The organism is Pantoea sp. X-Soil-OKNW-556, assembly GCF_059730695.1.
This window is the reverse complement of sequence record NZ_AP035994.1, coordinates 235,091-260,566: the sequence shown is the minus strand read 5'-3', so window position 1 is coordinate 260,566 and position 25,476 is coordinate 235,091. Positions and strand designations below refer to the sequence as shown.

At 52.3% G+C, this 25,476-nt stretch carries 27 protein-coding genes; 18 read left to right on the top strand and 9 right to left on the bottom strand.

The genetic code is table 11. The features are described from left to right. The first annotated feature begins 5 nt into the window (after nt 1–5). The 7 genes from nthA (at nt 6) to AC6I8T_RS27655 (ending at nt 4,072) form a co-directional block, all read left to right on the top strand. Complete coding sequence (gene nthA, locus AC6I8T_RS27685; RefSeq protein ID WP_021186315.1) at nt 6–623, top strand: nitrile hydratase subunit alpha; 618 nt, start codon at nt 6–8, stop codon at nt 621–623. A gap of 12 nt (nt 624–635) precedes the next feature. Further along, nucleotides 636–1,295, top strand: coding sequence for a nitrile hydratase subunit beta (nthB, locus tag AC6I8T_RS27680; protein WP_208727285.1), 660 nt, complete (start codon nt 636–638; stop codon nt 1,293–1,295). Beyond that, on the top strand, nt 1,292–1,729 hold the full coding sequence (locus AC6I8T_RS27675) for a nitrile hydratase accessory protein (protein ID WP_208727286.1): 438 nt from the start codon (nt 1,292–1,294) through the stop codon (nt 1,727–1,729). The genes nthB and AC6I8T_RS27675 overlap by 4 nt, the downstream gene beginning before the upstream one ends. 16 nt (nt 1,730–1,745) lie before the next feature. After that, nucleotides 1,746–1,955 (top strand): CbtB domain-containing protein, encoded by a 210-nt coding sequence (locus AC6I8T_RS27670; RefSeq protein ID WP_021186318.1) that lies wholly within the window; start codon nt 1,746–1,748, stop codon nt 1,953–1,955. Nucleotides 1,956–1,965: 10 nt separating this feature from the next. Next, nucleotides 1,966–2,733 carry a CbtA family protein gene (locus AC6I8T_RS27665; RefSeq protein ID WP_021186319.1) on the top strand — a complete coding sequence of 256 codons (768 nt, stop codon included), beginning with the start codon at nt 1,966–1,968 and terminating at the stop codon, nt 2,731–2,733. Nucleotides 2,734–2,738: 5 nt separating this feature from the next. Then, nucleotides 2,739–3,272: a histidine phosphatase family protein gene (locus AC6I8T_RS27660; RefSeq protein ID WP_497834929.1), complete on the top strand. Its 534-nt coding sequence runs from the start codon at nt 2,739–2,741 to the stop codon at nt 3,270–3,272. A 161-nt stretch (nt 3,273–3,433) separates the two neighbouring features. Next, nucleotides 3,434–4,072: an NAD(P)H-dependent oxidoreductase gene (locus AC6I8T_RS27655; RefSeq protein WP_021186321.1), complete on the top strand. Its 639-nt coding sequence runs from the start codon at nt 3,434–3,436 to the stop codon at nt 4,070–4,072. Nucleotides 4,073–4,124: 52 nt separating this feature from the next. Here AC6I8T_RS27655 and AC6I8T_RS27650 read toward each other — a convergent pair whose 3' ends face one another. From AC6I8T_RS27650 to cscK, 5 genes are all read right to left on the bottom strand, one after another. After that, complete coding sequence (locus tag AC6I8T_RS27650; RefSeq protein WP_497834928.1) at nt 4,125–5,132, bottom strand: substrate-binding domain-containing protein; 1,008 nt, start codon at nt 5,130–5,132, stop codon at nt 4,125–4,127. A gap of 29 nt (nt 5,133–5,161) precedes the next feature. Continuing rightward, nucleotides 5,162–6,571, bottom strand: coding sequence for a sucrose-6-phosphate hydrolase (locus tag AC6I8T_RS27645; protein ID WP_497834927.1), 1,410 nt, complete (start codon nt 6,569–6,571; stop codon nt 5,162–5,164). After that, nucleotides 6,571–7,941 (bottom strand): sucrose-specific PTS transporter subunit IIBC, encoded by a 1,371-nt coding sequence (locus AC6I8T_RS27640; RefSeq protein ID WP_208727290.1) that lies wholly within the window; start codon nt 7,939–7,941, stop codon nt 6,571–6,573. Before AC6I8T_RS27640 ends, AC6I8T_RS27645 begins: the two co-directional genes overlap by 1 nt. Nucleotides 7,942–8,008: 67 nt before the next feature. Then, on the bottom strand, nt 8,009–9,529 hold the full coding sequence (locus AC6I8T_RS27635; RefSeq protein ID WP_208727291.1) for a carbohydrate porin: 1,521 nt from the start codon (nt 9,527–9,529) through the stop codon (nt 8,009–8,011). Nucleotides 9,530–9,695: 166 nt separating this feature from the next. Then, nucleotides 9,696–10,622 carry a fructokinase gene (gene cscK / locus AC6I8T_RS27630; RefSeq protein WP_208727292.1) on the bottom strand — a complete coding sequence of 309 codons (927 nt, stop codon included), beginning with the start codon at nt 10,620–10,622 and terminating at the stop codon, nt 9,696–9,698. A gap of 169 nt (nt 10,623–10,791) precedes the next feature. Between cscK and AC6I8T_RS27625 the strand changes: the two genes are divergently transcribed. The 5 genes from AC6I8T_RS27625 to AC6I8T_RS27605 all read left to right on the top strand — a co-directional run bounded on the left by AC6I8T_RS27625 (nt 10,792) and on the right by AC6I8T_RS27605 (nt 14,731). Then, a complete protein-coding gene (locus AC6I8T_RS27625; protein WP_497834926.1) occupies nt 10,792–11,601 on the top strand; it encodes a lysozyme inhibitor LprI family protein in 810 nt (269 codons plus the stop codon). 374 nt (nt 11,602–11,975) lie between these two features. Then, nucleotides 11,976–12,950 (top strand): DUF1852 domain-containing protein, encoded by a 975-nt coding sequence (locus AC6I8T_RS27620; RefSeq protein ID WP_497834925.1) that lies wholly within the window; start codon nt 11,976–11,978, stop codon nt 12,948–12,950. 27 nt (nt 12,951–12,977) lie between these two features. Continuing rightward, the gene (locus AC6I8T_RS27615; protein ID WP_208727295.1) at nt 12,978–14,006 is read left to right on the top strand and encodes a methionine synthase; all 1,029 of its coding nucleotides are present in this window, start codon (nt 12,978–12,980) and stop codon (nt 14,004–14,006) included. Nucleotides 14,007–14,182: 176 nt separating this feature from the next. After that, nucleotides 14,183–14,392, top strand: coding sequence for a DUF1471 domain-containing protein (locus AC6I8T_RS27610; RefSeq protein WP_208727296.1), 210 nt, complete (start codon nt 14,183–14,185; stop codon nt 14,390–14,392). 123 nt (nt 14,393–14,515) lie between these two features. After that, on the top strand, nt 14,516–14,731 hold the full coding sequence (locus AC6I8T_RS27605) for a YdgH/BhsA/McbA-like domain containing protein (RefSeq protein WP_013508022.1): 216 nt from the start codon (nt 14,516–14,518) through the stop codon (nt 14,729–14,731). 119 nt (nt 14,732–14,850) lie between these two features. Here the strand turns inward: AC6I8T_RS27605 and AC6I8T_RS27600 are convergent, their stop codons facing one another. Continuing rightward, nucleotides 14,851–17,109: a TonB-dependent siderophore receptor gene (locus tag AC6I8T_RS27600; protein WP_208727297.1), complete on the bottom strand. Its 2,259-nt coding sequence runs from the start codon at nt 17,107–17,109 to the stop codon at nt 14,851–14,853. Between the two features lie 251 nt (nt 17,110–17,360). Further along, complete coding sequence (locus AC6I8T_RS27595; RefSeq protein ID WP_208727298.1) at nt 17,361–17,798, bottom strand: bifunctional diaminohydroxyphosphoribosylaminopyrimidine deaminase/5-amino-6-(5-phosphoribosylamino)uracil reductase RibD; 438 nt, start codon at nt 17,796–17,798, stop codon at nt 17,361–17,363. Between the two features lie 310 nt (nt 17,799–18,108). Here AC6I8T_RS27595 and AC6I8T_RS27590 point away from each other — a divergent pair, with 310 nt between their 5' ends. The 3 genes from AC6I8T_RS27590 (at nt 18,109) to AC6I8T_RS27580 (ending at nt 20,400) form a co-directional block, all read left to right on the top strand. Beyond that, complete coding sequence (locus tag AC6I8T_RS27590; protein ID WP_036627298.1) at nt 18,109–18,378, top strand: hypothetical protein; 270 nt, start codon at nt 18,109–18,111, stop codon at nt 18,376–18,378. Nucleotides 18,379–18,476: 98 nt separating this feature from the next. After that, entirely contained in the window at nt 18,477–18,893 is a 417-nt protein-coding gene (locus AC6I8T_RS27585) for an Exc2 family lipoprotein (RefSeq protein ID WP_036627295.1), read from the top strand. 262 nt (nt 18,894–19,155) lie between these two features. Continuing rightward, nucleotides 19,156–20,400: an L-lactate MFS transporter gene (locus AC6I8T_RS27580; protein ID WP_208727300.1), complete on the top strand. Its 1,245-nt coding sequence runs from the start codon at nt 19,156–19,158 to the stop codon at nt 20,398–20,400. A gap of 23 nt (nt 20,401–20,423) precedes the next feature. Here the strand turns inward: AC6I8T_RS27580 and AC6I8T_RS27575 are convergent, their stop codons facing one another. Together AC6I8T_RS27575 and AC6I8T_RS27570 are read right to left on the bottom strand one after the other, a co-directional pair. After that, the gene (locus AC6I8T_RS27575; protein WP_208727301.1) at nt 20,424–20,771 is read right to left on the bottom strand and encodes a cupin domain-containing protein; all 348 of its coding nucleotides are present in this window, start codon (nt 20,769–20,771) and stop codon (nt 20,424–20,426) included. A gap of 26 nt (nt 20,772–20,797) precedes the next feature. After that, the gene (locus AC6I8T_RS27570) at nt 20,798–21,697 is read right to left on the bottom strand and encodes a LysR family transcriptional regulator (RefSeq protein WP_208727302.1); all 900 of its coding nucleotides are present in this window, start codon (nt 21,695–21,697) and stop codon (nt 20,798–20,800) included. A gap of 252 nt (nt 21,698–21,949) precedes the next feature. Between AC6I8T_RS27570 and AC6I8T_RS27565 the strand changes: the two genes are divergently transcribed. From AC6I8T_RS27565 to AC6I8T_RS27555, 3 genes are read left to right on the top strand one after another with little or no spacing between them, the layout of a single operon-like run. Further along, a complete protein-coding gene (locus AC6I8T_RS27565) occupies nt 21,950–23,179 on the top strand; it encodes an MFS transporter (protein ID WP_036627292.1) in 1,230 nt (409 codons plus the stop codon). Nucleotides 23,180–23,196: 17 nt separating this feature from the next. Beyond that, nucleotides 23,197–24,270: a sugar phosphate isomerase/epimerase family protein gene (locus AC6I8T_RS27560; RefSeq protein WP_497834924.1), complete on the top strand. Its 1,074-nt coding sequence runs from the start codon at nt 23,197–23,199 to the stop codon at nt 24,268–24,270. Beyond that, nucleotides 24,263–25,411 (top strand): Gfo/Idh/MocA family protein, encoded by a 1,149-nt coding sequence (locus AC6I8T_RS27555; RefSeq protein ID WP_497834923.1) that lies wholly within the window; start codon nt 24,263–24,265, stop codon nt 25,409–25,411. Before AC6I8T_RS27560 ends, AC6I8T_RS27555 begins: the two co-directional genes overlap by 8 nt. The last annotated feature ends 65 nt before the right edge of the window (nt 25,412–25,476 follow it).

The window sequence follows — 25,476 nt, the reverse complement described above, 5'->3', positions numbered from 1 at the left end:
ACACGATGGCACACGACCATGATCATGAACATACCGAACCCCCGGCAGAGATCGCTTTACGGGTGAAAGCGCTGGAGTCGCTGCTGGTTGAGAAAGGGTTGGTGGACCCGGCGGCAATGGATGCGCTGATTGACACCTATGAACACCGCATCGGTCCACGCAATGGTGCCAGGGTGGTGGCAAAAGCCTGGAGTGATCCTGATTACAAAGCACGTCTGTTGGCTGACGGGACTCAGGCCATTGCTGAGCTGGGATTTTCTGGCGTGCAGGGCGAAGACATGATGGTGGTTGAGAATACCCCGGAGGTCCACAACGTGACGGTCTGCACGCTCTGTTCCTGCTATCCGTGGCCGACACTGGGTTTGCCTCCGGCATGGTACAAATCCGCGCCTTACCGCGCACGCATTGTTATCGACCCGCGCAGTGTACTGGCTGAGTTCGGGGTGACAATTGGTGCAGATCGCGAAATCCGCGTGTGGGACAGCAGTGCTGAACTGCGTTATCTGGTGCTGCCGGAAAGGCCAGCCGGAACCGAGGGCTGGAGCGAAGATCAACTGGCCGATCTGGTGACGCGAGACGCGATGATTGGCACCGGCGTGGCATTACAACCTGGCAGTAATTAACGGGAGACACCGATGAACGGGATACACGATCTGGGCGGCATGCACGGTATGGGTGCTGTCATTACCGAACCTAACGAACCGCCTTTCCACCACGAATGGGAGCGCCGGGCTTTCTCGCTATTTGCTTCGTTGTTTGTTGGCGGTCACTTCAACGTCGACATGTTCAGACATGCGATTGAGCGCATGAACCCGGCGCATTACCTGGAAGAAAGCTACTACGAACACTGGATGCATGCCTTTGAGACTCTGTTGCTGGAGAAAGGGGTGATTACCCGCGAGGAGCTTGCAGGCAAAGTCGCAGCCGTGCCCGCCAGCGCGGAAACACCGGTGCTGCGTTCAGATATGGTGCAGGCCGTGGTCAACACCGGCGCTTCAGCTCGGGTGAATGAAGAGGTGAGCGCCAGATTTCGTGTTGGTGATCAGGTCAGAGCGAAGAACCTTAACCCTGTCGGTCATACCCGACTGCCACGTTATGCACGCGGGAAAATCGGCACCATTGAGATTGATCACGGCGTGTTTGTCACACCAGACACGGTAGCGCATGGGCTGGGTGAACATCCGCAACATGTTTACAGCGTCAGGTTTGCCGCCACCGAACTGTGGGGAGCTGATGCGCCACCGAAAGATACGGTACGTATTGATTTGTGGGACGACTATCTGGAGGCCTTATGAGCAAAGATGTCGCGATCGTTATCCCTGGTCAAGATGCCGACAGCGCGCCTTTTGAACATCCGTGGCAGGCACAGGTGTTCTCGCTGATTGTTCACCTGCATCAGGCGGGAAAATTCAGCTGGAATACATGGGTGGAGGTCTTCAGCCGAGAAATCAAAGCCGCACCGGCACGGGCGGATGAAAGCATCAACGATGCTTATTACCGCCAGTGGGTGTCTGCGGCTGAGAAGTTGATTTTGTCGCTCGCAATGACCGAAGAAGCAGACATTGCACAACGTGCTACGGAATGGCGTCAGGCGTATTTGCATACGCCGCACGGCATGCCGGTAATACTGAGTAACGCCAGTTGCCCGCCCGCGCACAGCCATCAACACCCAACATTGCGGGTGCCGGTGGCGGTTAGCCCGGCCGCCCGTACCGCTGAACTTTCATAATTTAAGAGGAATTTGTATGAGTCACGTCGCGACATCGAGCCAGATCCAGAACACACCCATCCCGCTGGTATCTTTGCTGCCCTGGGCGGCATTCATCACCTTGATGGTGTTGCTGGCTGTCTATTTTGTTGGTGCCGAACAGGGGGCTACCGCCGTCTTTTCTGGTAACCAGGTCCATGAGTATTTTCATGATGCCCGCCATTTGCTGGGTTTCCCCTGCCACTGAGGATAAGTCTATGACCGGAAAACTCCTGTTGCAGGGCATGATGGCCGGGATTCTGGCGGGCATCATCACCTTTGGTTTTGCACATATTTTTGGCGAGCCGCAGGTCGATCGGGCAATTTCTATCGAAGAACAACTTTCTCATCCGCATCTGCCTGCCAGCGCTGAGAAGGGTCATCACCATGATGAGGCTGATGGGGAAGTCTTCAGTCGCCAGACCCAGTCCGGTGCCGGATTGTTGAGCGGGATGATCCTGTTCAGCGCTGCAATGGGGGGCGCGCTGGCGCTGATCTGGTCTTTTTGCTGGCAACGCACTGGCCCGGCGCATCCTCGCGCCCTGGCACTGAGTCTGGCGATGGCCGGGTTTCTGGTGATGAGCCTGATGCCGGGCCTGAAATATCCACCGAACCCTCCGGCGGTGGGGGATCCATCCACCATTGGTTACCGGACCAGTCTCTACTTTGCCATGCTGCTGATCTCCGCCGTCATCATCGTGGCGGCGGCGTGGAGTGCGCATCAGATGAAACGTCGGCTGGGGGCATGGAATGCCGCGCTGTGGGGCGCGATGTCAGGCTGCGTGATGATGATTGCCGCCTGTATGCTGATGCCCGCGATCAATGAGATCCCGGCCAGCTTTTCTGCGGATGTGTTGTGGCGCTTTCGCCTGAGTGCCTTCGGTACCCAACTGACGATGTGGTGCGTGATGGGAGTGCTGTTTGGGGCTTTCGCCGAGAAGATTGTGCAAAAACCCGCCCTGCGCCAGTGGGCGGATGTGCACTGATCCCGATGGCAATTACCCTGCAACTGATTTGCCAGGGGGAAACCCTGGCAAACCGGCAATCACGGTTTCCCGCTGATGACCCTTTGTGCGAACAGGCTTTACCACAACGGTTCGGGCCTTACAGTCAAATCTGGATTGCGGCGAGTGTGGCGAGCATCCAGACGGCCCAGGCTTTGGGGCTAAGCGGAGAGCAGGTGACCGCGCTGGTGGAACCTGGTTATGGTCGCTGGTCGGGTTTAGCCATCAGGGACGTGATGACACAGGAGCCAGACGTTTTTATGCGCTGGCTCAAAGGCGAGGCACCACCTGATGGGGAATCTCTCCAGCAGTTGATGGCCCGCTGTGAGGGATGGTTGACGCAGTGCGTCGCGCTACGGGGACTGCACTGCGCCATCGTGTCTTCAGCCGTGATCCGCGCGATGGTGGTCACTGTCCTGGGCGCGCCACCGCACGCGTTTAACGCCATCGATATTCATCCCTTGAGCGTGACGCAACTGCGCAGCGACGGTAAACGCTGGCATTTGTGCCCTGGCAAGTGACAGGTTGCGCGTCAATATTCTCGCTCTTCTTCGCTGTGCATAGCTCGTTCTGCTTCAGATGAAATGAAGGCGTGCTGTTAACATCAACGCGTTTTGCAGGTGAGTGCTGCCGGAGCGTGGCTGCTGTTATCTGCTTTCTTCCACATCTAAAGGAAAATATTGTGTCGATCGTTAATGAAAAACTTGCCTGGCGCTATGCGACCAAAAAATTTGATGCCAGCAAAGTGGTGCCTGAGGATAAGCTGGAACGCATTATTGAAGCGGTACGCTTAACCGCCACCTCCAGTGGCTTGCAGCCGTTTGAGCTGTTGGTTGTTACCAATACTGAAATCCGCGAAAAAATTCGTGCGGTTGCCTGGGATCAGGCGCAGGTGACGGATTGTTCTCATGTGTTGGTGTTTGCTGCCTGGGATGACATCACGCCAGAACGCGTCCATATGATGTTTGATCTGACCAATGAAGTCCGTGGCTTCCGTAATGAAGGCTGGGAAAACTATCGTCAGATGTTGCTGGGTATTGTGGGTGAGCGTGGTACTGAAGCAAACTATCAGGCGGCAGCACGTCAGGCGTATATCGCACTGGGTAGCGCCCTGATTGCGGCGGCGTTTGAAGAAGTTGATGCTACACCGATGGAAGGTTTCGACCCGCAAGCCGTGGATGAAATCCTCGGTCTGAAGGAGAAAGGATTACGCAGCGTGATCATTCTGCCGTTGGGCTATCGTGCGGCTGAAGGTGACTGGCTGGTCAACCTGCAAAAAGTTCGTCGCAGCCGCGAAAACTTCGTCACTGAAATCAAGTAAACGAAACCGTAGCGGCAAGACAATTCGCGCCGTTACGGCTTAGGTTCCGCCATTATGCCGAACGTAAACGCAGGGTGGCGGGAAGTATGACCTGGTTTTCTGCCGGGTCTTGTCCCTGAATCATCTGTGTCAGCATGGTGAAACACTCCTGCGCCAGGCGTGGTACGTTCTGTTCGACAGTGTCAATCGGCACCGACAGCGAATCGTACAGGTAGTGATCATCAAAGCTGGCGATACGGATATCACTGGTCAGTAAATGATGCTGACTCATATAACGCAACACCCCTTCCAGCAGACCACAGGCGGCGGTAAATAACGCTTTTGGCGGTCGTCCCAGACGAGCACACAATGCCGCAAACATCTCGTAACCACTGCTCGGGTGATAGTTGCCGTGAATGATCCACTCCTGACGCGGCGTGACCCCTGCGCGTTCCAGTCCCTGCATAAAACCCGCCAGGCGGTCTTTGGTGGGGGACAGACGCGGCTGCCCGCCGAGAAAATAGATTTCGTCAGGGTTGGCGCGCGCCAGGCGCTCGACTAAATCGGCGGTAGGAGTGATGGAGTCGGTAATCACCAGCGGTAACCGGGTGTCATTCATATGACGGTCAAACAGCACCACCGGCAATTGTTCGCTCAGCTTCACATAGTCGCTGTCGCTTAGCATACTGGATGCGACGATCAGGCCATCCACCTGACGCGCCACCAGATTGTTCACCACCACCATTTCCTGACCGGCATTCTCGTCAGTGCAGGAGATGAGCAATTGCAGACCCGCTTCGCGGCAGAGATTTTCCAGTTCGTGAGAAAACACCGCGAAACCGTGGTTGGTGATTTCCGGCACCACCAGCCCCAGCGTATGGCTGCGATCATCGCGCAACAGACGCGCATGGATGCTTGGCTGGTAGTGGTGTTGTTGGGCGAGGGTGAGCACTCGCTCGCGTGTCTCCTTCGCGACCCGCAACTCTTTACCACGGCCGTTCAGCACCAGGCTGGCAGTGGCTTTGGACACCCCTGCCAGCGCGGCGATATCACTGATGGTAACGCGTTTGGTTTTTCTCACGACAATGCATCGGTTAATGAAACAATAACTTATTCTACCATGCAGTGTCGTAACGACCAGTAGCGGGCCTGCACTTCTGCGCGACCGATCAGGGTTAATTGTGCCGGATGTGGCGGGAAGTAGCGGCTGCTCATTACCCCTTCACCGTCGTTGATAAAGATCTCCACGCTGGAATGATCACACAGGATTTGTAAACGGTTTGCCGCACCGACCCAGTAGCGATAAAGCCACTCCCCGGTTTTCAGGCTGCGACGAGCCAGGCGCAGTTCATGCTGATGCCATTGCAGGATCACATTGTCGGCAAAGTTCAGCGTGATATCACCCTGACATTCCAGCAACAGCTCCAGACGCTGTGCCTCCAGCACCGGTGCGTTATCAGCGCTGCCGTGATAAACCTGTTCCTCTGCGCGTAATGTCTGCAATTCGGCAACCGGCTGTTGATACAGTTTGCCATCGCGGGCGCTGAGTTCGCGCAGGCAGGTCATCTGATGGATCCACCCGTTGCTGACCGTTGGCTGGCACATCTCTTCACCATCCGGCACCCCCATCCAGCCCACCAGCAGACGACGACCATCAGCTGTCAGGGTGGTTTGCGGGGCGTAAAACTCGAATCCTGCGTCCAGTTCATGAAACGCACCGTGGCGGAAGCTGGCTGTCTCATAATCGAGTTCGCCGCTGATCCATGCACTTGCGTGGGTATTCAGGAAACGCTTTTCCTCGCGCTCGATGCCCTGTGGACAACAGATAAGCCAGTTGCGATCGCCAAGGGAAAATATATCCGGGCATTCCCACATATAACCCGCCTGACCAAGGCCGCCAAGGCCACTTCCGGCGATTTCGCCGAGGTTTTGCCAGTCGTGCAGATTCTCTGAACGCAACAACAGCACTTTACCCTGAAATTGTTGGTCCTGTGCCCCCAGCACCATGTACCAATGCTCTCCGTGTCGCCACACTTTGGGGTCACGAACATGGCCGGTATAGCCTGCCGGCAGTGCCAGCGCCGGTCCGAGTTTATCGAAGCCACCTGTGCTGTTTTGTACCGCCAGGCACTGCCAGGCTGTGCGGCTGCCATCCTCGAATTTGACGTTACCGGTGTAGATCAGGGTCAGAACTCCCGCGTTATCCACGGCGCTACCCGAGTAGCAGCCGCTGCGGTCATAGTCGTCATCGGGCATCAGCGCGATGGGTTCGTGTTGCCAGTGCAGCAGATCTTCTGAACTCCAGTGCCCCCAGCACTTGTGCTGATGCTGGCAGCCCAGCGCATTCCACTGGTAAAACAGATGGTAACGACCGGCGAAGTGGATAAATCCGTTGGGATCGTTAAGCAGTCCGGTGACCGGCGCCAGGTGCCAGCTAGGGTAGTGGCTGTCATTAAGGGCGTTGGGCTGACCGTGCATCACCGCTTTTAAAATGGCGGCCAGGCGTGTTGATGATGCCATTATTCAGAGTCCGTTTTGTATTTAAGCAGGTAGGAGAGAATAAACGCCGTACTGAAGGCGATAACCATACCCATCGCATAATTGAGCAGCGAACTGGCTTGTACGATGGCCATACCCGGCAAACCGGTCAACCCGACAGCCGTCATATAAACATGCACCGACACTACCCATGCGCCACCGACAGCCCCGCCGATCAGCGCCGCGATAAACGGCTTCATAAAGCGCAGGTTGATACCAAAGATCGCCGCTTCGGTAATCCCCAGCAGGGCCGAGAATGCAGAGGGCAGGGTGATGGCTTTTATTTTCGCATCTTTAGTTTTAAACCAGACCGCCAGGCAAGCACCGCCCTGCGCGACGTTTGCCATCGCCCAGATGGGTAGCAGGAAGTTGACGCCAATCGAAGGATTACCCAGCAGCCCGGCTTCAATGGCATGGAAGCTGTGATGAACACCGGTAATCACAATCACCGAATACAACCCGCCAAACAGCAATCCGGCCAACCATCCTGCATGGGCGATCAGCGTGCTGAGTACAAAGGAGATGCCGTCGCCCAGCATACGCCCGGCCGGGCCGATCACCAGCAACGCGATAAAGCCGGAGATGATCACCGTCAGGAAGGGGGTCAGGATCAGGTCCAGCGCATCCGGGATCACCCGGCGCAACTGCTTCTCCAGTATGCTCATAAACCACACCGCCAGCAGCACCGGAAACACGGTGCCCTGGTAGCCAATCATCGCGACTTCAATGCCAAAGAAGTTCATGGTGTGGAAACCTGCCGCCACGCCCCAGGCGTTGGTGAGTGCCGGGTGGGTGAGGATGCCGCCAAGCGTTGCCCCAAGGAATGGGTTACCGCCAAATTCCCGCGCGGCGGTAAAACCAATCAGGATGGGCAGAATGATAAAGGCGGCGGAGCTACACATATCGAGCATAATGTAGAGCGCGTTATCCGGGTTGACCCAGCCATACGTTTTCACCATCCCGAGCAGGCCCATTAACAGGCCGGAAGCGACAATGGCCGGGATAATCGGCACAAAAATATTCGACAGCAGACGCGCAATGCGCTGGAATGGGTTCAGCTTACGGGCGGCAATGTCGGCAGCTTCCGACTTGCTCGCTTCGCTAATCCCGGCTTCGGCGATAAAGGCGGCGTAAACTTTGTTAACGACTCCAGTGCCAAAAATCACCTGAAGTTGCCCGGCATTACGGAAACAGCCTTTCACTCCCTCGAGTTTACCAATGGCATCGGTATCCGCCTGGGCGTCATCCACCAGCACCAGACGCAGGCGAGTGGCGCAGTGGGCGGCGCTGGCAATATTGTCCCTGCCTCCCAGCAGTGGCAGTAGCGACCGGGAAATGTTTGCAAAATCCATACTTACCTCTGTTTTTCGTTTTTATGCTATCAACCCGTCTGAAATGGCCCCCACAGGGGCCAGGCGGTCAGAACCAGGTTTCCATTTGTACCCCGAAGTTCCATTCCCCACCGGCTTTGAAGCCATTGCTGCCGAAGGCATCATCGCTGGCGTAGTTATCCAGCCGATGATCCCAGTCCATCCAACTGGCGAAGAGGCGTATTTCCGGGCGTTTCAGGAACTCACCCACATCACTGGCTTTCAGCGTGGGGGCGACGGTGAGTTTGTAGAAGCTGCCGCTGACGGCATTGCGGTTGTTGTAACCTTTCGGACGCAGATCCATGTATTGGTAAGATCCTTCGTACTGCATCTCGAAATTCTGCGTAAGCTCCTGAATCAGGCGCAGGTTGGCGGTTGCCCATTGGTAGCTGTCGCCTTTGACGTAACGATCCTTGCTGCTTTGTGCCAGTACCGCCGGGGCGATATGCCAGCCTCCACCAAGCGGTGTGATGCCATAACTGGCGAGACGCCAGGTGTTGGCTTCTGGCAGCAGTGCGCCGTCGGAGCCGATTGATTTGACCTCAGCCCCCAGGCCGTGGCCGTAGAGCAGGGCGGTTTTGGCCGAACCTTCACGCAGGCCGTAGAAGCTGTCGTTATGCAGTCCAACCAGGGCATGCAGGCCGGTATTCGCCGCATCGCCTTTGACTTTGTTGCCTTCGGTATCAACACGATCATCGTTATCTTTGGCGCGCATTCCGCTTACCATCAGCTGTAACGGGCCATAGAAGTTATTCAGCGACAGGATGTAGTTCTGCGAAGTGTTGTCGTTGTTTTCGATATCGCCAAAGGTGCGCCCATACAACGAGAAGTTACTGCGTGCGTCATCGCTCCACTTCATGTCGTAGATACCGGCACCAGTACCCGCAAGAAACACCACATCAGAGTCGATCCAGTGGATATCGAAGTTATCGCGGTCAAAGCGCTTCCCGGCCCAGACGGTGCTGTCCTGGAACGCGCCGGTAAAGGTGGGGAGATGGCCGATTTCCGTAAAGGCCTGACGCAGGTTGAGATCGCTGCTGGAAGCGGTCCAGTCGTTGTAGGTACGCTGGCCGTCGGCGAGCATCACTTTAAAACGCGTAGTCGCGCCATTCGACAGCGTTTGTTTATGCTCCAGATTCAGTTCGACGTAAGTGTCGGGTTCGTTGCCCAGACGACCGATATTGCCACCGGTTTCACCGGCGGGTGTCACTGTCGGGCCTCCCTGAGTTTTTGACGCGGAGTTGTTCATCAGCAGCCCGGAACGGGCATAGCCGTGGAACTCAAAACCACTGTCATCATGGGGGGCTTGCTGCTCCAGTTTGGCTGTGCGTTGCTCAACCTGCGCGGTAGTGGTTTGATTTTGTTGTTGTGCGGCGGCAAGTTGTTGCGCCTGCTTTTCCGCGACCTGAGCACGGTTTTCGGCGGCATTGGCGCGTTGCTCAGCTGCCTGCAAACGTTGTTCTAATGCCGCCAGACGTGCCTCGATACTGCTCATGCTGGGGTCTGCCGCCCAGGTGTAACCGGAACCCAGTAACACTCCAAGGGTTATAGCGAGAGTACTTTTTTTCATTGTTTTGCGTCCCTGAGGAAAGGCTATCATCACAAAGTTATTTTTTGCTAAACCGGTTTAGGCGTTGAATCATAGCCACGGGTAATTTCTCCGCGCAATGAAAATTGCTAAACCGATTTAGTGATTGTGAGATAGCTCGCAAAACGCAGCGGCAAATGGTCCTGAATCAGCTGAGCTGTTGTTCCAGTTGCTGAAGTCGGGGTAGCGCTGTCATCGCACCTTTAGCGGTGGTCGCCAACGCGCCGCAAATTTGGGCACAGGTGAGACGTGCTGCCAGTTGGGGTTCATCATGCGGCAGGCCATGCTGCGCCAATCCCCACAGCAAGCCAGCAACAAAAGCGTCACCCGCACCGGTGGTATCCACGCTTATCACCGGCAGGGTGGGGTAGTGGTAGATCCGGTTATGATGCCAGGCCAGCACGCCTGCTTTTCCCTGCGTTACCAGCAGCAACTGAATATCAAAAGTGTCGGCCAGTTTTTGCATGGCGACATCGGTCTGATCCGATCCGGCAATAAATGTCAGTTCCTCTTCTGACAACTTCACCACATCGGCTTGCTGTAAGGCCTGACTCAGACAGGTTTGTAACAGATGCGCGTCTGACCACAGGTCGTGGCGAATATTCGGGTCGAAACTGACCCGGCCCCCTGCGGCTTTTACACGCGCCATGGCGGTGACGGTGGTGGAGCGTGAAGGTTCTGCGGCCAGCGCTATCGAACAGCAGTGCAGCCATTCACCCGGCTGAAAGGGGGGCAAATCAGCAGGCTCAATAAAAAGGTCTGCCCCCGGTCGTACCATAAAGGTAAACGAGCGCTCACCCTCTTCATCCAGCGAGACCACCACGGTTGAGGTGCGATAGGTCGGGTCGGCGGTCATAAAATGGATATCCACCTGCTCATCAGCCAGCGTTTGACGCAGAAAATGACCAAAGGGATCGTCACCGACCCGACCAATAAATCCACTGTTACCCTGCAATCGCGCAATACCAACGGCAACATTTGCCGGTGCGCCACCCGGACACTTCATCAGTCGTCCATCCGCCTCCGGCAACAGATCGACCACGGCGTCTCCCAGACACCAGACTCGTGCTGACATGAAATTTCCTCCATAGAATGAGTCTGTGAAAACTAACTAAACCGGTTTAGCAAGGCAACAGAAATTTTATCTGAAGTCGGATGCTATAAGGAATTCTGAGGTTCTGCCGATACTCAGATTTAGTCAGAATGGTCGAAATAGATCTATTCGTTTCAGCAGGAAGCCGGTAATGATGAAAAAGAGAAACGTAATATTTATTGCAGTAGGCATTTTATGGCACATGCCGGGATACGCAGCTTCGTTTGATTGCAAAAAAGCCAGCAGTTACGCCGAATTGACTATCTGTTCCACACCGTCTTTATCTTCCCTCGACGATAAACTGAATGCGCTGTACCGCAAAGCATTAACAGAAAAAGCGGATCAAGCGACGATGATAAAAAAATCACAGCTGTTGTGGCTGAAGAGTATCAGAAACAAAGCGACAACAGTTTCGCAACTTGATTCGGCTTATAAGGGGCGAATCAATGACTTAGTGGCTGTGCTGGGCGTGCTTTCGGAACAAAAAACCGCTGAATCTGCTGCACCTTCCGTCCGTCAGGTAAACCCGGCATCACCACCAGCACCAACTAATCTTCAGCAAGCGGTACAAGATGATGGTGGTGTCCCGCCGAGTTTTCCTTCTCACATGGATCCGGTGACAAAGGTATGTAAGGTATCCATGCAGTATGGTCGTGGATTTAAGGACAAATATCTCAGTGGCAAGAAAAATGATCCTTACACCATTAAAGTGACGGATTCTGGAGACAGCTTTGTTATTCATTTCGACCAAAATTACGGGCTTGGCGATATGGACAGCGGAGAGATAAGTGCTCTGGGCCAGGAATACTTAAATATTAAGAAAGAAAGTGACGGCAGTACCTCCTACTATACGCGCCCTGCCAATGCTAAATTTTCCAGCTATAGACTCAAATCAACCAGCAATAACGAAACTCAGCTACAGGTGATACTGTATGCTTGTAACGTTGCTGCGGCATCTTGAATCGAGATACAGTCTATTCGTCTTGTCATTTTCTGACACAGGGCTGCTGTTGCAGCCCTGAACTCACCTTCACAGAATACGAGCGCAGTAACCCCGTTTCCGCATAACTGTATGATTTAAAAGTAAAGTTATGTAGGGTGGGACATTTTTCAACCCTGCCAGCCCTGACCGTGATTCTGATCATGAACATGACTCATGCTGTATTGAAATTAAATCACTTTTCTCCATCCAAAAGCTCTGGCATAAAATATGCATTATCAATGTTAAATCAGATAAAAAATACTGAATGAGAAAACCCCAAAAAAATTGGGTGACTTTCAACCAACCAAACGTCTTTTCAGTATTTATCTCAGATATCAGGGTGCCGGATTGCGATGAATAAAGATCTTACATTTTCTATTAAGCGTATTTCTTTCGACGAAAATTATAACCCTTCCAAAAATACGCGCATCACGACTAACTTTGCGAACTTAGCACGAGGCGAGAAACGTCATGAGAACTTGCGTAACGCCTTAGTGATGATTGACAATCGTTTCAATTCGCTGGCGCACTGGGATAACCCTAATAGCGATCGTTATTCAGTTGAACTGGAAATAATTTCTGCTGAGTTGAACATTGGTGCTGAAGTTACCTTTCCGGCGATTGAAATATTAAAAACAAATATCGTTGATAAGAAAACCCATGAGCGTATTGACGGTATTTTAGGCAATAATTTCTCTTCTTATGTACGGGACTATGATTTTAGTGTGGTTCTTCCTGAACATAATAAAAAACAATCTGGCTTTAGCACGCCCGATAACTTTGGTGATCTGCATGGAAACCTATTCAAGTCCTTCGTGAATTCCGATGCGTATAAAGAGAATTTTAAAAAATCACCGGTTATCTGCCTGAGTGTTTCCAGTAAGAACGTCTATCATCAGACGGGAAATCAGCATCCGGTACTTGGCATCGAATACCAGCAAGATGAGCTATCCCTGACTGACCTTTATTTCAATAAAATGGGGTTACAGGCACGTTATTTTATGCCGGCGAACAGTGTTGCGCCTTTGGCCTTCTATTTTACTGGCGACTTACTCAGTGATTACACCAACCTTGAGCTGATCAGCACCATCAGCACAATGGAGACGTTCCAGAAGATTTATCGCCCTGAGATTTACAATGCTAACTCTGCGGCAGGAAAATGCTACCAGCCAAGTCTGAAGCATCAGGATTATTCCTTAACTCAAATTGTTTATGATCGCGAAGAACGTAGCCAGTTGGCTATTGAACAAGGAAAGTTTACTGAGCAGCACTTCATCAAACCTTATCAAACTGTTCTTGAGCAATGGTCTGCTGCGTCCGTTCTTTGATTAACCGAAAGTACAAGGTCACCTGTGATGAAAAAATTATTACCTACTTCAACTGCTGGCAGTTTACCTAAGCCTTCCTGGCTGGCACAACCTGAGACACTTTGGTCACCCTGGAAATTGCAGGATGCGGAATTAATTGAGGGCAAACATGATGCGCTGCGTTTGTGCCTGGAAGATCAATTAAAAGCCGGTATTGATATCGTCAGTGATGGTGAGCAAACACGCCAACATTTTGTCACGACCTTTATTGAGCATCTCAGCGGCGTTGATTTTGAGAAACGCGAGATCGTTAAAATTCGTAATCGCTATGAAGCGAGTGTACCGTCCGTTGTGGGTGAAGTTGCTCGTCAAAAGCCCGTATTTGTCGAAGATGCTAAATTTTTACGTCAACTAACCAGTCAACCGATCAAATGGGCCTTACCAGGTCCGATGACGATGATTGATACACTTTATGATGGACACTATAAAAGCCGTGAAAAACTTGCCTGGGAATTCGCCAAAATTCTTAACCAGGAAGCCAAAGAGTTAGAGGCGGCAGGTGTTGATATTATCCAGTTTGATGAACCTGCATTTAATGTCTTTTTTGATGAGGTGAATGACTGGGGGATTGCTGCTTTAGAAAGAGCCATCGAAGGGCTTAAATGTGAGACGGCTGTGCATATTTGCTATGGCTATGGCATCAAAGCCAATACCGATTGGAAAAAGACTCTGGGGAACGAGTGGCGCCAATATGAAGAGGTGTTCCCTAAACTGCAAACATCCAACATTGATATCATTTCCCTGGAATGTCACAACTCGCATGTTCCAATGGATCTGATTGAACTGATTCGCGGTAAAAAGGTGATGGTGGGGGCGATCGATGTGGCAACCAATACCATCGAGACCCCGGAAGAAGTCGCCGCTACGCTGCGCAACGTGCTTAAGTTTGTCGATGCTGACAAACTCTATCCGTCTACCAACTGTGGCATGACGCCGCTATCGCGCCGGGTCGCCAGAGGCAAGCTGGAGGCGTTAAGCGCGGGTGCAGAAATCGTTCGAAAAGAGCTGCTGGGCTGACGCTAACAAACTGTGATTGATGGCAGGGCGCGATTTATCGCGCCTTTTTTTATATTCAATTTTTTTGAATTATTTCAGCAAATCCCTCAGCTTTTACTCCCCCGCCGTCAGGTCTATTCTCTCTCACATCGAGGCACAACGCCTCACCGATTAAACAAACTTCTGAGGAAATGACCATGAAATCTATCAAAACTTTCGTTGCAGTTGCCGCCCTGTCACTGGTTTCTTTCGGTAGCTTTGCGCAGAGCATCACCGCTTCCGCTTCCACCCTGGATGGCGCAGAAGCCAAAATCGCTGCTCAGGCCGCTCAGCAGGGTGCGCAGTACAAAATCACCGGCGCACGCGTGGACAACGGTGCTTACCTGTCAGCTGAACTGACTAAATAAGGTAATAATTAGCACGATCACAGTTATCGCACTAATTATCAATCATGAAACGATAACTATGGTTATTATTACTTTCATCGAAGGCACACAGCCTTCCAAACAAACTAATTAAGGATTAAGACCATGAAAACTATCAAAGCACTGTCAATCGCCGCTGTAGCCGCTCTTTCCCTGATGTCAGCAGCCAGCTTCGCGCAAAGCATCTCTGTCACCTCTTCAACCCTGGACGGTGCAGAAGCGAAAATTGCTGCACAGGCCGCACAGCAGGGTGCACAGTACAAAATCACCGAAGCGAACACTAATAACCGTGTTCACATGACCGCAGAACTGTACAAATAACGGATGGTCGTACAGGGAAGTGCCGGAAGAGGTCGCCGCAAGGCGGCCTTTTCCGTTTTAAATGCAAGTCAGTGCACATCATAGCTGCCGGGCTAAAGATGGCAGCAGGCGGCTTTCTGTCAGAAATGCATCCCGAGCTCCATATAATAAGTCCGTCCCGACTCGTTATAGGTGCGCGCTCCTGCACCATAAGCGTAAGTGCCGTTGGCGCCCGAGGTCAGCGCGTTGCCTGCGCGGAAGTGGCGTTTATCTAACAAATTATCGATACCCGCTGTGATATCGATATTTTTATTGATGTTATAAACTGCGCTCGCACCAAAAATGGCATAGGGGGAAACCTGCCATTTTTCACTGCCGGACGTGTCCTCACCCTGGGAGTTATATTTAGGCGGCTTTTGGCGGCCATACCATGTCATGGTTCCCTGGACAGAAAGGGCGTTGGTTGCCTGCCAGTCCAGCGTCGAGTTAATGGTATATTTCGGGATAATCGACAGGTAATCGCCAGAGGTTTCGTTTTTATTGTCGATGATGTAAGTGAAATTGTTGTTCATGGTCAAATTTTCGCTGATCGGAAAATTCAACGTGCCTTCCAGCCCCTGAACGACAGATTTTGGCACGTTCTGCCATTTATAGATGTTTGATGTACCGTTGCTGTACGCCGGGGAATAGCCTGCCTCGATTTTGTTGTGATAGTCGTTACGATACCAGGTCAAACCGGCCTGCACCCCTTCATGATGGTACTCGATACCGATCTCTTTATTGACGCTGGTTTCGGCTTTGAGATCCTTATTACCCTGTAAATAACAGCTGGTGGAACTGGCGTAGCATCCGTTGCCGCTGCTGTAGAGCAGATAATTGGGGTTGGTCTGGTACAGGTTAGGTGCCTTCCAGGCACGGGCAATGCCCAATTTCAGGGTAAAATCTTCCCCCAAATCCTGCGACAGGTTCAGCGAGGGGCTGATATTGCTGCCGGTGTAGGTTTGATGATTGAAACGTAATCCCGGAGTCAGTCGGGTTGAGTCGGTCAGATCAATATTATCTTCAGTGTAGACGCCATAGATATTGGCTGAGCTATAGATGCTCCGACCGGAACTGGAGACGCCGTCGACCTCCGAAGTATTGGTCAGAGTATTGGAGGTGGGATCTTTCATCGTTTGATGATTCATCTCCGCACCAAAGGTCATTGTCTGGCTAACCCATCCGTCAAAGGGAATGTTTACCTCGGAATGCAGGTTGGTATCATTCAGAACAATGGTAGAAAAACCTTCATCTGTCGTGCTGAATAATCCCTCCAGTCCACCGGACAGACCTTCGTTAAGTCTTTTATTACGGGTTTTTTCGAACTGAATGTAATTGTTGGTGGTCACGCCGTTATCCCAGGCACCGGTATATTTCAGGGAGAGTGTTTGCCGGTAAATCACGTTGGTTTCTTTACCGTAATTTTCCTTAACCAGGGTGCTGCTGTTGGTGTTCTGCGTGTCACCGGCGTAAAGGTTGCCCTGGCGGCTATAACCCGCATTCAATTCCAGCGCCTGCATGGGCATAAACTCCCAGCGCAATACGCTATTAATGTTTTTATTGATCACCCCTTCACGGCCTGCCGGCACCATACCTGCGTATTTACCGCTACGCTCAGCTTCATGCCCGCTGTTAATATTCTGCGCGTCTGCCTGTGTTTTACTCCAGTTGCTATACAGGCGCAGGGTCAGATTATCCGTTAAAGCGCCGCTCAGGCTGGCGTTATAACGTTTGGTGGCCCCTTCAGATTTGTGTTCTGGCACGTTGTAATAAGTGTTGAAATTACCATGCCACTCTTTTTCTGCCGGTTTGGTGATGATGTTGACCACGCCTCCCATCGCGCCATTGCCATACAGCGCGGCCGCCGGGCCGCGAATAACCTCAATACGATCGATCATTTCGGGCGGCACCCAGTTGCTGTCGCCACGGGTATCACGCTCACCACGCCAGCCATAGCGCACCGAGTTGCGGCTGCTGACCGGCATCCCGTCAACCAGAATCAGGGTGTTTTCGGGACCCATACCGCGAATATCAATCTGGCGGTTATTACCACGCTGGCCGCTATTGGAATTACCGGTTAGATTCACGCCGGGCATGGTGCGGATCAGTTCAGAAACATCACGCTGGATAGGGTATTTTTTGATGGCTTCACTGTCGATGATGGAGACGCCAGGCGCTTGCAGGGTTTGCTCGCGGGCGGTGACGACCAGAGTATTGTCGCTACTGCTTTTTTTATCGCTAATCGCCAGTTGTTGCACTGGCGTTTCACTTATTATTTCGTTTGCAAATGCAGGGGAGTTTCCAAGGCTGTACGCAATAAGACAAGCCAGTAGAGAATAGCGGGATATTGTTTTCATCATGAGATTTGTCATCTGTCCTTTGCCAACAAAAATGAAAACGCGAACTATAATGAGAATTATTATTAATTACAATAATGGTTTTTTATTGATCAATAAATGGCGGGAATAGATGCCGTTTCGTTATTATTTCGTCGGTTGACTTTTTGGCAGCGGTGGCAAGAAGGGAATGCGTCGCACCAGGTTGTGTGAAAGACCCATTAACCTTATATATCGACCTGGCATCTATTTTATTTTATCGGCCAGAGATTCAATCAGAGGTCTGATGATATCAGGTATTCAGAAAGGAATTCGGAAACCTCATTCTGGCAAATCCCCAAAGTGAAACTGATGCCTGCATGCTGCAATATTTCAATGCCCGCACCCTGATTCTTTGGATGAGGATCGAGTAATGCAATGTAGATATGATTTGGTTTCAGTGAGGCCAGCGTCTTTGCACACGAGGGGGTTCTTCCCTGAAACGAACATGGCTCCAGCGTGACGTAGATATCGCAATCATTCACCGACATTTCAAGCTTCGACAGGGCAGCAATCTCTGCATGGTGCAAGCCCGGTGATTGGGTAAAACCGGAAGAGACCACCTCGCCATTTCTCACGATCACACAACCCACGGGCGGGTTTGGCCGACAGTCCGGCAGCGCATTTCTGGAACACTCCAGTGCTAACAACATATACGTTTCCGGCTTATTCATTTGATCTGCCTCAGTGCCAATCCAGGTAAATAAAGCAACTACCAAATTTAGTAGTGACGATAATCACGGGTAGTTTTACAGTGCATACCGGGCCTCGCGGCCATTTTCTGCTAGTAGTAACGGTTGTCGGACACATAATCCAGTCTTAATTTGCCTTACGTAATATTTACAATTTATTTTCGATATTCTTATTATGTGTCGTACCCCAGTGATTTCATAAAAAGCGTTGGACTGCAATGGTCCGAAAGCGCGAGGCCGTTCGTTCAGCAGTTATTCATAACTATTGATCTTATCCAGGGGAAGGGAAGGCATGGGAATTTCACAGGCAAAACTGATTACTTTACGTCGTATGCAAAGTGGCACTAAGCACCGGCTACGTGGTGATAAAGCCATAGGGCTGGAAATGAAATGTGATTTTGAAATTGAAATGTGCAAACGAAGGGATATTACCTGCCGAAGTTTGGCGTCATTGATGCGGTCGGGGCTGATTGAATTCATTGCCTCGCCCACGGATATGTCACGCTATTACGAGGTAAGACTAACGGAAGAGGGTGAAAGGGTGGTGAATGACAATCGATGAATTCACCTGACTGATCCCGGCCAGCACCCCGAGGTGCTGGTTTCAGCCCGACAGGGCTGATGATAAATCAATCGTTTTATGCAAAAGGAAGCTTTTTAATGAATGGAAACCTCCGCATTGTGAGTGTTGTCGCTTTATCTCTCCTGTTACTGAATGGTTGTGCGCAAACGGATACCAGCGCCAAACGGCATGCGACTAAATTCGTCTATAAAGTCGAAGATTCGGATCCCAATTTTGTGATGAACAAGGCTGACTCCATCCGCATGGCGACGCCTTTTTTTGCCCAGTTCTGGCAACTGGGCAAAAAAGATCGTGCACAAGGTGTCTCCAGCGCCGATGCGCAGAAAAGAGTCAGCTATTTCCACAGCGATGAGTTCATAAAATCAATCAGTGGAACGTCGCACTTTGCCGGTAAAGAATATAAAGATGACGCCACGTTATCACCGCGCTGGCGCAACAATATGTCGGAGGCGATTGCACAAACCTATATGGACGGTTATCTCGGCATAGAATAACTGTCCGTATCTGACGGTGTCCGGTTATGCCGGGCACCCGCCATCCTGCTGAATATCCTTGGTAAATATCAAACATCAAAAAAACATGATTTTTTTATTATATATTAGAGTGTTATGCGTATCGCCTCTCGTTTGGTCATGAGTTTTTCAGGTTGTTTTTGTTTATATATGAAATGTATTTAAATAAGAAATTCATCCTTTTCATAAGGAAGTGGAACATATATAGAATTTGGATGGATTACTATTTGATAAAGGGATTTTTATGAATTGTCGTTGGGTTATCGCAGCCGGAGCGGTGGGTATCCATATTTCTTTAGGTTCAGTTTATGCCTGGAGTGTATTTAAAAAGCCTTTTATGGATGCCTTTGGCTGGAATGAGTTTGAAGCAGGGTTGCCATTTGGTCTGGCTATTTTTGTACTGGGGATGTCTGCTGCGGTCATGGGGCATGTTGTTGAACGACGTGGGCCGCGATTTTCGGGGTTTCTCGCCACGGGTTTATGGGGTGTCGGTCTGATGGGGGCCGGTGTAGCCACCTCTGGCATGATATCGAACGATACGTTGCGCTTAGGTTTGTTACTGTTTTTTTGCCTGGTCGGTGGCTTTGGGCTGGGGACGGGGTATGTCACCCCGGTATCGATGTTGATGAAATGGTTTCCTGACCGGCGCGGTCTGGCAACGGGCCTCGCCATTATGGGCTTCGGCTTTGGGGCTTTTTTAGGCGGGCCGATTCTGAGTTTACTTATTGGCTCGGTAGGTATTGCTCAGACCTTTTTCCTACAGGCAATCAGTTACACGGCAATTATGTTGTTATCATCAGCCTGTCTGAAATTACCGCCACCAGACTGGCAACCCGCGCGGGAAAAGGTGAAGCCCGGCAAAATACCGGCTCAGGGCGTGATGCCAATGACAGCCAATCAAGCGGTCCGTACTCGCTGTTTTTTAGGGTTGTGGCTGATGATGTTTATAAATATCACCTGCGGTATTGCGTTAATTTCCGTCGCTTCTCCACTGGCTCAGGAAGCAACGGGTATATCAGCACTGGCAGCGGGGTCGCTGGTTGGGATGATCGGGTTATTTAATGGGCTGGGGCGAATTGCGTGGGCATCTTTCTCCGATATTATTGGTCGTCCCAATACCTACATCCTCTTTTTCGCTCTGCAAATTGTCGCGTTCTGGCTACTGCCCTCATTGCAGCACGTCTTACTGTTTGAAGCGGTTTTGCTGTTGATCATGACTTGCTATGGCGGTGGTTTTTCCACGTTGCCTGCCTATATTGGCGATATTTTTGGCTCCCGCCAGGTCAGTGCTATCCACGGATATGTGCTGACCGCCTGGGCGCTCGCAGGGCTGGTCGGATCGTCCGTATCCTCTCTGCTGCGACAAAGTACCGGCAGTTACGAGGCAATGATGCAGGTGTTTGTCTGGGGATTAGCGCTGGCGTTGCTGGTGTCGGTGGCAACGAAAATGTACCTTGTACGCCAATTGCGTCCCGACGCTCGTAGGTAATCAGCGGATACCTGCCTGCCCGTTTATGCTAAATCGGGCAGGTCAGTGCGGTCGCCTCGCGTGGTAGGGTGGGAAATAACAATAAACTCTACCGCGTCATCGCTGTCGTTTCTGGCCTGGTGTTTTGCCTCGGGAGGAATTTCGATGCCCTGCAACGCAGCGATTTCCTGCTTTTCACCTTCCAGCTCCATGGTCAGCACGCCCTTCACGACAAAGAAAAATTGTCGGGATACGGCGTGGTAATGCCGCTTTTCCTCGGTATGCGGTGGCATTTTTTCGTGAATAACCAGCATGTCCTGGCGTTTGACCAGATACCATCCATCGCATCTTTCACCCCAGATGTAGTGCTCGGCATTATCTTTAGAAATCATCTGATCCTCTGGCCTGATTTAACGGTTCATAACGCGGTGGAAAACAACAATTCTCGCAACCAGCGATGTCCCGGATCGCGATGGGTGCGCTCATGCCAGGCGACGGATTTGGTAAAACCTGGGATATCCAATGGCGGTGCCACGATTTTCAACCCGGCGGTGTTCAATGCCAGCCTGCGCGGTACCACGCTGATTAAATCACTCACGCGCAGGATTTCCGGCAGAACCAGAAAACTGCACACCGAGAGCGTTACCCGGCGAGAACGCCCCAGTGTCGCCAGTGCTTCATCGGTGACACCATAAAAACTGCCTCCAACATACGACACCAACGCATGATCCTGGGAGCAGAACTCATCTAATGACAGGACGCCGGATTGTGCCAGTGGATGATCGGCGCGCAGCAGGCACACATAATCTTCCGCATATAGCGTTTTTGCGTGTAACTCGGGTGGGGTGGTTTCTGGGGTAATCAGCGCGACATCCACCGCGCCACGTTCAAACTGCATCGGCAATAGGTCGTTATTGACCGGGAGTACCGCCACACGGATGCCCGGTGCCTGCTGACGTAAGGCGGCCATAAACGGCACCACGACAGCGCGCAACGCATAATCTGTCGCGGCGACGTTGAGGGTCATCTCAGCGGTTGCCGGATCAAATTCACGCGGCTTCAGCAGCTCCCCAACTTCGGCAAGGATGTTTTTTACCGGCGTTGCCAGTTCAAGCGCACGCAAGGTGGGCACAATGCCACGCTGCGCGCGGGTGAATAACGGATCGTCAAAGCATTCACGTAACCGGGTAAGCATACCGCTGACGGCGGGCTGCGTCAGTGATAGTCGCTCCGCAGCGCGCGTGACGCTGCGTTCATCCAACAGCGCGTCGAGTGCTTTCAGCAGGTTGAGATCCAGATTTCTGATATCGGTTTTCATGTTATTCACCTGGTGGGTGAGAAAAGATATTGCGAAAAACTATATCACGGGAAACAAACTTCGGTTCTCGTTATTTCACCGTTGGATCTTCAACGTTCCACCGGCGGCATTGATGCCGACCGGGTCAGGTGCTGAAGCCGTCACTTTCCAATGTTTAAAAATGTGATCAACCTGCGATATATTTATTTTGTAATCGATTACTTTTCATTTCGTCGTGAATTGTAATCGATTACTTTTCTCTGTGAGGCTTATATGCTGTCTACAACACAAGATTCTGAAAACACAGCAGTCGCCCAGCGCATGCTGGTGCCACGCCTGTCATTGATGATGTTTCTGCAATTTTTTATCTGGGGAAGTTGGTCGGTCACCCTCGGATTGGTGATGACACAACACAATATGGCGTTACTGATTGGCGATGCGTTTTCCGCCGGACCGATTGCGTCGATTCTCTCCCCTTTCGTATTAGGGATGCTGGTGGACCGCTTTTTTCCGTCGCAGCGCGTGCTGGCGGTGATGCATCTGGCAGGGGCGGTGATTCTGTGGTTTGTCCCCCAGGCGATGATCGCCGAAAACGGCGCGCAGCTGATCGCGTTGTTGTTTGGTTACACGCTGTGCTACATGCCAACCCTGGCATTAACTAACAACATTGCTTTCCACAGCCTGGCGAGCAGTGAGAAGAGTTTTCCGGTGGTGCGCGTGTTTGGCACTATTGGTTGGATCGTCGCGGGTATTTTTATCGGTGTCACAGGCATTGCCGCCAGCACCACAATTTTCTCCGTGGCGGCGATTTGTTCGGTGATGCTGGCGGTTTATAGCCTGACGCTGCCGCACACCCCTGCGCCCGCTAAAGGTCTGCCGTTCAAAGTGCGGGATTTGTTCTGCGCTGACGCCTTTGCGCTGCTGAAAATTCGGCACTTCTTTATCTTTGCGTTGTGCGCCACGTTGATCTCGATTCCGCTCGGTACCTACTACGCCTATACCGCTTCCTGGTTATCTGACGCCGGGGTTGAGAATGTCAGCACCATCATGTCCTTCGGCCAAATGTCAGAAATCTTTTTCATGCTGGTGATCCCGTTGCTGTTCCGCCGGCTGGGTGTGAAATACATGCTGCTGGTGGGGATGTGTGCCTGGTTCGTACGTTATGCGTTGTTTGCCTTGGGGATGGGGGAAGAGGGACGTGCCTTGATCTGGCTTGGCATTCTGCTGCACGGCGTCTGTTACGACTTCTTCTTTGTGGTGGGTTTTATCTACACCGACCGCGTTGCTGGCGAAAAAGTGAAAGGCCAGGCGCAAAGCATGGTGGTGATGTTTACCTACGGTATCGGCATGCTGCTCGGCTCGCAAATATCGGGTGCGCTGTATAACCACCTGGTCGCGGGTCAGGTATCGGCGCAGAGCTGGGCCCTGTTCTGGTGGATACCGGCGGTTGCCGCTGCCGTTATCGCTGTCATTTTCCTGTTTTCATTTAAATATCGCGATTGATGGTTTTGGAGGTGGTTGTGCAGACGTTAAAAGGTCCGGGTATTTTTCTGTCACAGTTTATTGGTGCCGGGGCACCTTACAACTCGCTGGAGGGATTGGCGCAGTGGGCTGCCGCGTTGGGGTACAAGGCGTTGCAGATCCCCTGTAATCATCCACACATTTTTGATCTCGCAAAGGCCGCGACCAGCCAGACCTATTGTGACGAGGTGATGGGTTCGCTGGCGCAATATGGTCTGGCGATCAGTGAATTATCTACCCACCTGGAGGGGCAGTTGATTGCCGTACATCCGGCACATGATGCGGCATTTGATGGTTTCGCCCCGCCGTCAGTACGTGGGAATGCGACCCAACGCACCGCATGGGCGACGGAGCAGGTGAAACGGGCCGCCGCTGCATCGGCCAGGCTGGGATTAACGGCACATGCCACGTTTTCGGGGGCGCTGGCGTGGCCCTATCTTTATCCCTGGCCGCCACATAACCCGTTGTTGCTGGAGGAGGCGTTTGCTGAACTGGCACGTCGCTGGCGACCCGTGCTGGATGTCTTTGATCAGCACGGCGTGGATGTGTGCTATGAACTGCATCCTGGGGAAGATCTGCATGATGGCATCACGTTCGAGCGTTTTCTGGCGGCGGTGAATAACCACCCCCGTTGCAATATTCTGTTCGATCCCAGCCATCTTCATCTGCAACATATTGATTATTTGCAATTTATCGATATCTACCATGCGCGCATCAAAGCCTTTCATGTGAAGGATGCTGAGTACTTACCCAACGGACGCAGCGGCGTATATGGCGGCTATCAACGCTGGATCGATCGCGCCGGACGTTTCCGCTCACCCGGCGATGGACAAATCAATTTCAAAAGCATTTTCAGCAAGCTGGCGCAGTACGACTACGACGGTTGGGCCGTGCTGGAGTGGGAATGCTGCCTGAAAGATGCCGATACCGGCGCGCGCGAGGGGGCAGAATTTATTCGTCAGCACATTATTCCGGTGGCGGATCGCGTGTTTGATGACTTTGCCGCAGGCAGTGACTCACGCGCCAGCGTTCGCGCTCAGCTTGGCCTGACGGGAGGTGTCGGAGATGATTAATGTTGGCATTATCGGTACCGGCTTTATCGGTCCGGCGCACATTGAAGCGCTGCGCCGACTCGGCAATGTTCAGGTGGTGGCGATTTGCGATAGCGACCAGGCGAGCGCTGAAGCGCGGGCGTCGCAGCTCAATGTTCCGAGTGCGTATAGCGATGTCGCGGCGTTTTTACGCCATCCCGGTTTGCAGGCGGTCCATAACTGCACGCCGAATCATCTGCATGCGGCGATCAATCGCCAGATTATTCAGGCGGGTAAACATGTGTTTTCAGAGAAGCCGTTGTGCATGACGCTGGAAGAGGCGGCTGAACTGGTGCGACTGGCGGATGAAGCGGGCGTGGTACACGGCGTCAGTTTTGTTTACCGTCAGTTTGCCCTGGTGCAACAGGCGGCCAGCATGTTGCGCCAGGGGGAGTTGGGCCGATTATTCGCGGCGCAGGGAAGTTATTTGCAGGATTGGATGCTGGAAGAAACCGATTATAACTGGCGTGTTGAGGCCGGGAAGGGAGGAGTGTCGCGCACGGTAGCTGACATTGGTTCACACTGGTGCGACACCATTCAGTTCATTACCGGACGTAAAATTGTCGCGGTGCTGGCCGACCTGGCAATCGTCTGGCCGACACGCAAAGCCAATCTTAACGCGGTATCCACTTTCAGCGCCCGGCAGCAGCAAGTCTGCTATGAAGACCGCCCGGTGACTACCGAAGATATGGGATTCGTGCTGTTTCGCTTTGACGATGGCAGCAAGGGGTGTTTCAGCGTGTCGCAGGTTTCTGCCGGACGCAAAAATCGTCTCAACCTTGAGGTGAGCGGCAGTGCCGCCTCGCTGGCATGGGATCAGGAAACGCCGCAACAGTTGTGGCTGGGTTACCGGCACCAGGCTAACCGGGTGCTTTCAGACGATCCATCCCTGATGAATGCCGACGTTGCCGGACGGGCGCGCTTTCCGGGCGGCCATATTGAGGGCTGGCCGGACGCATTCCGCGCCATGATGCAACAGTTCTATGCGGCGGTGCAGCAGGGAGGGATGCCTGCGGGCGGTACGGCAACGTTTGCCACTTTTGCTGACGGCGCGCAGGTGATGGCGATTGTTGATGCCATTGTGCAAAGCCATCAGCAACAGCGCTGGATGACGGTTGCGTGATGACGCGTAAGCCCGGTCGATGCCGGGCTTACGTATTTATGGTAGCCTGCATGCCATCAGTTTCT

Coding starts and splice junctions, on each gene's coding strand:
- nthA (WP_021186315.1), top strand. CDS start 6: ATGGCACACGACCATGATCATGAACATACCGAACCCCCGGCAGAGATC.
- AC6I8T_RS27605 (WP_013508022.1), top strand. CDS start 14,516: ATGAAAACTATCAAAGCACTGTCAATCGCCGCTGTAGCCGCTCTTTCC.
- AC6I8T_RS27635 (WP_208727291.1), bottom strand. CDS start 9,529: ATGAAAAAAAGTACTCTCGCTATAACCCTTGGAGTGTTACTGGGTTCC.
- AC6I8T_RS27595 (WP_208727298.1), bottom strand. CDS start 17,798: ATGAATAAGCCGGAAACGTATATGTTGTTAGCACTGGAGTGTTCCAGA.
- AC6I8T_RS27625 (WP_497834926.1), top strand. CDS start 10,792: ATGATGAAAAAGAGAAACGTAATATTTATTGCAGTAGGCATTTTATGG.
- AC6I8T_RS27665 (WP_021186319.1), top strand. CDS start 1,966: ATGACCGGAAAACTCCTGTTGCAGGGCATGATGGCCGGGATTCTGGCG.
- AC6I8T_RS27570 (WP_208727302.1), bottom strand. CDS start 21,697: ATGAAAACCGATATCAGAAATCTGGATCTCAACCTGCTGAAAGCACTC.
- AC6I8T_RS27670 (WP_021186318.1), top strand. CDS start 1,746: ATGAGTCACGTCGCGACATCGAGCCAGATCCAGAACACACCCATCCCG.
- AC6I8T_RS27660 (WP_497834929.1), top strand. CDS start 2,739: ATGGCAATTACCCTGCAACTGATTTGCCAGGGGGAAACCCTGGCAAAC.
- AC6I8T_RS27615 (WP_208727295.1), top strand. CDS start 12,978: ATGAAAAAATTATTACCTACTTCAACTGCTGGCAGTTTACCTAAGCCT.
- nthB (WP_208727285.1), top strand. CDS start 636: ATGAACGGGATACACGATCTGGGCGGCATGCACGGTATGGGTGCTGTC.
- cscK (WP_208727292.1), bottom strand. CDS start 10,622: ATGTCAGCACGAGTCTGGTGTCTGGGAGACGCCGTGGTCGATCTGTTG.
- AC6I8T_RS27585 (WP_036627295.1), top strand. CDS start 18,477: ATGAATGGAAACCTCCGCATTGTGAGTGTTGTCGCTTTATCTCTCCTG.
- AC6I8T_RS27600 (WP_208727297.1), bottom strand. CDS start 17,109: ATGATGAAAACAATATCCCGCTATTCTCTACTGGCTTGTCTTATTGCG.
- AC6I8T_RS27640 (WP_208727290.1), bottom strand. CDS start 7,941: ATGGATTTTGCAAACATTTCCCGGTCGCTACTGCCACTGCTGGGAGGC.
- AC6I8T_RS27620 (WP_497834925.1), top strand. CDS start 11,976: ATGAATAAAGATCTTACATTTTCTATTAAGCGTATTTCTTTCGACGAA.
- AC6I8T_RS27565 (WP_036627292.1), top strand. CDS start 21,950: ATGCTGTCTACAACACAAGATTCTGAAAACACAGCAGTCGCCCAGCGC.
- AC6I8T_RS27675 (WP_208727286.1), top strand. CDS start 1,292: ATGAGCAAAGATGTCGCGATCGTTATCCCTGGTCAAGATGCCGACAGC.
- AC6I8T_RS27645 (WP_497834927.1), bottom strand. CDS start 6,571: ATGGCATCATCAACACGCCTGGCCGCCATTTTAAAAGCGGTGATGCAC.
- AC6I8T_RS27580 (WP_208727300.1), top strand. CDS start 19,156: ATGAATTGTCGTTGGGTTATCGCAGCCGGAGCGGTGGGTATCCATATT.
- AC6I8T_RS27610 (WP_208727296.1), top strand. CDS start 14,183: ATGAAATCTATCAAAACTTTCGTTGCAGTTGCCGCCCTGTCACTGGTT.
- AC6I8T_RS27555 (WP_497834923.1), top strand. CDS start 24,263: ATGATTAATGTTGGCATTATCGGTACCGGCTTTATCGGTCCGGCGCAC.
- AC6I8T_RS27590 (WP_036627298.1), top strand. CDS start 18,109: ATGGGAATTTCACAGGCAAAACTGATTACTTTACGTCGTATGCAAAGT.
- AC6I8T_RS27575 (WP_208727301.1), bottom strand. CDS start 20,771: ATGATTTCTAAAGATAATGCCGAGCACTACATCTGGGGTGAAAGATGC.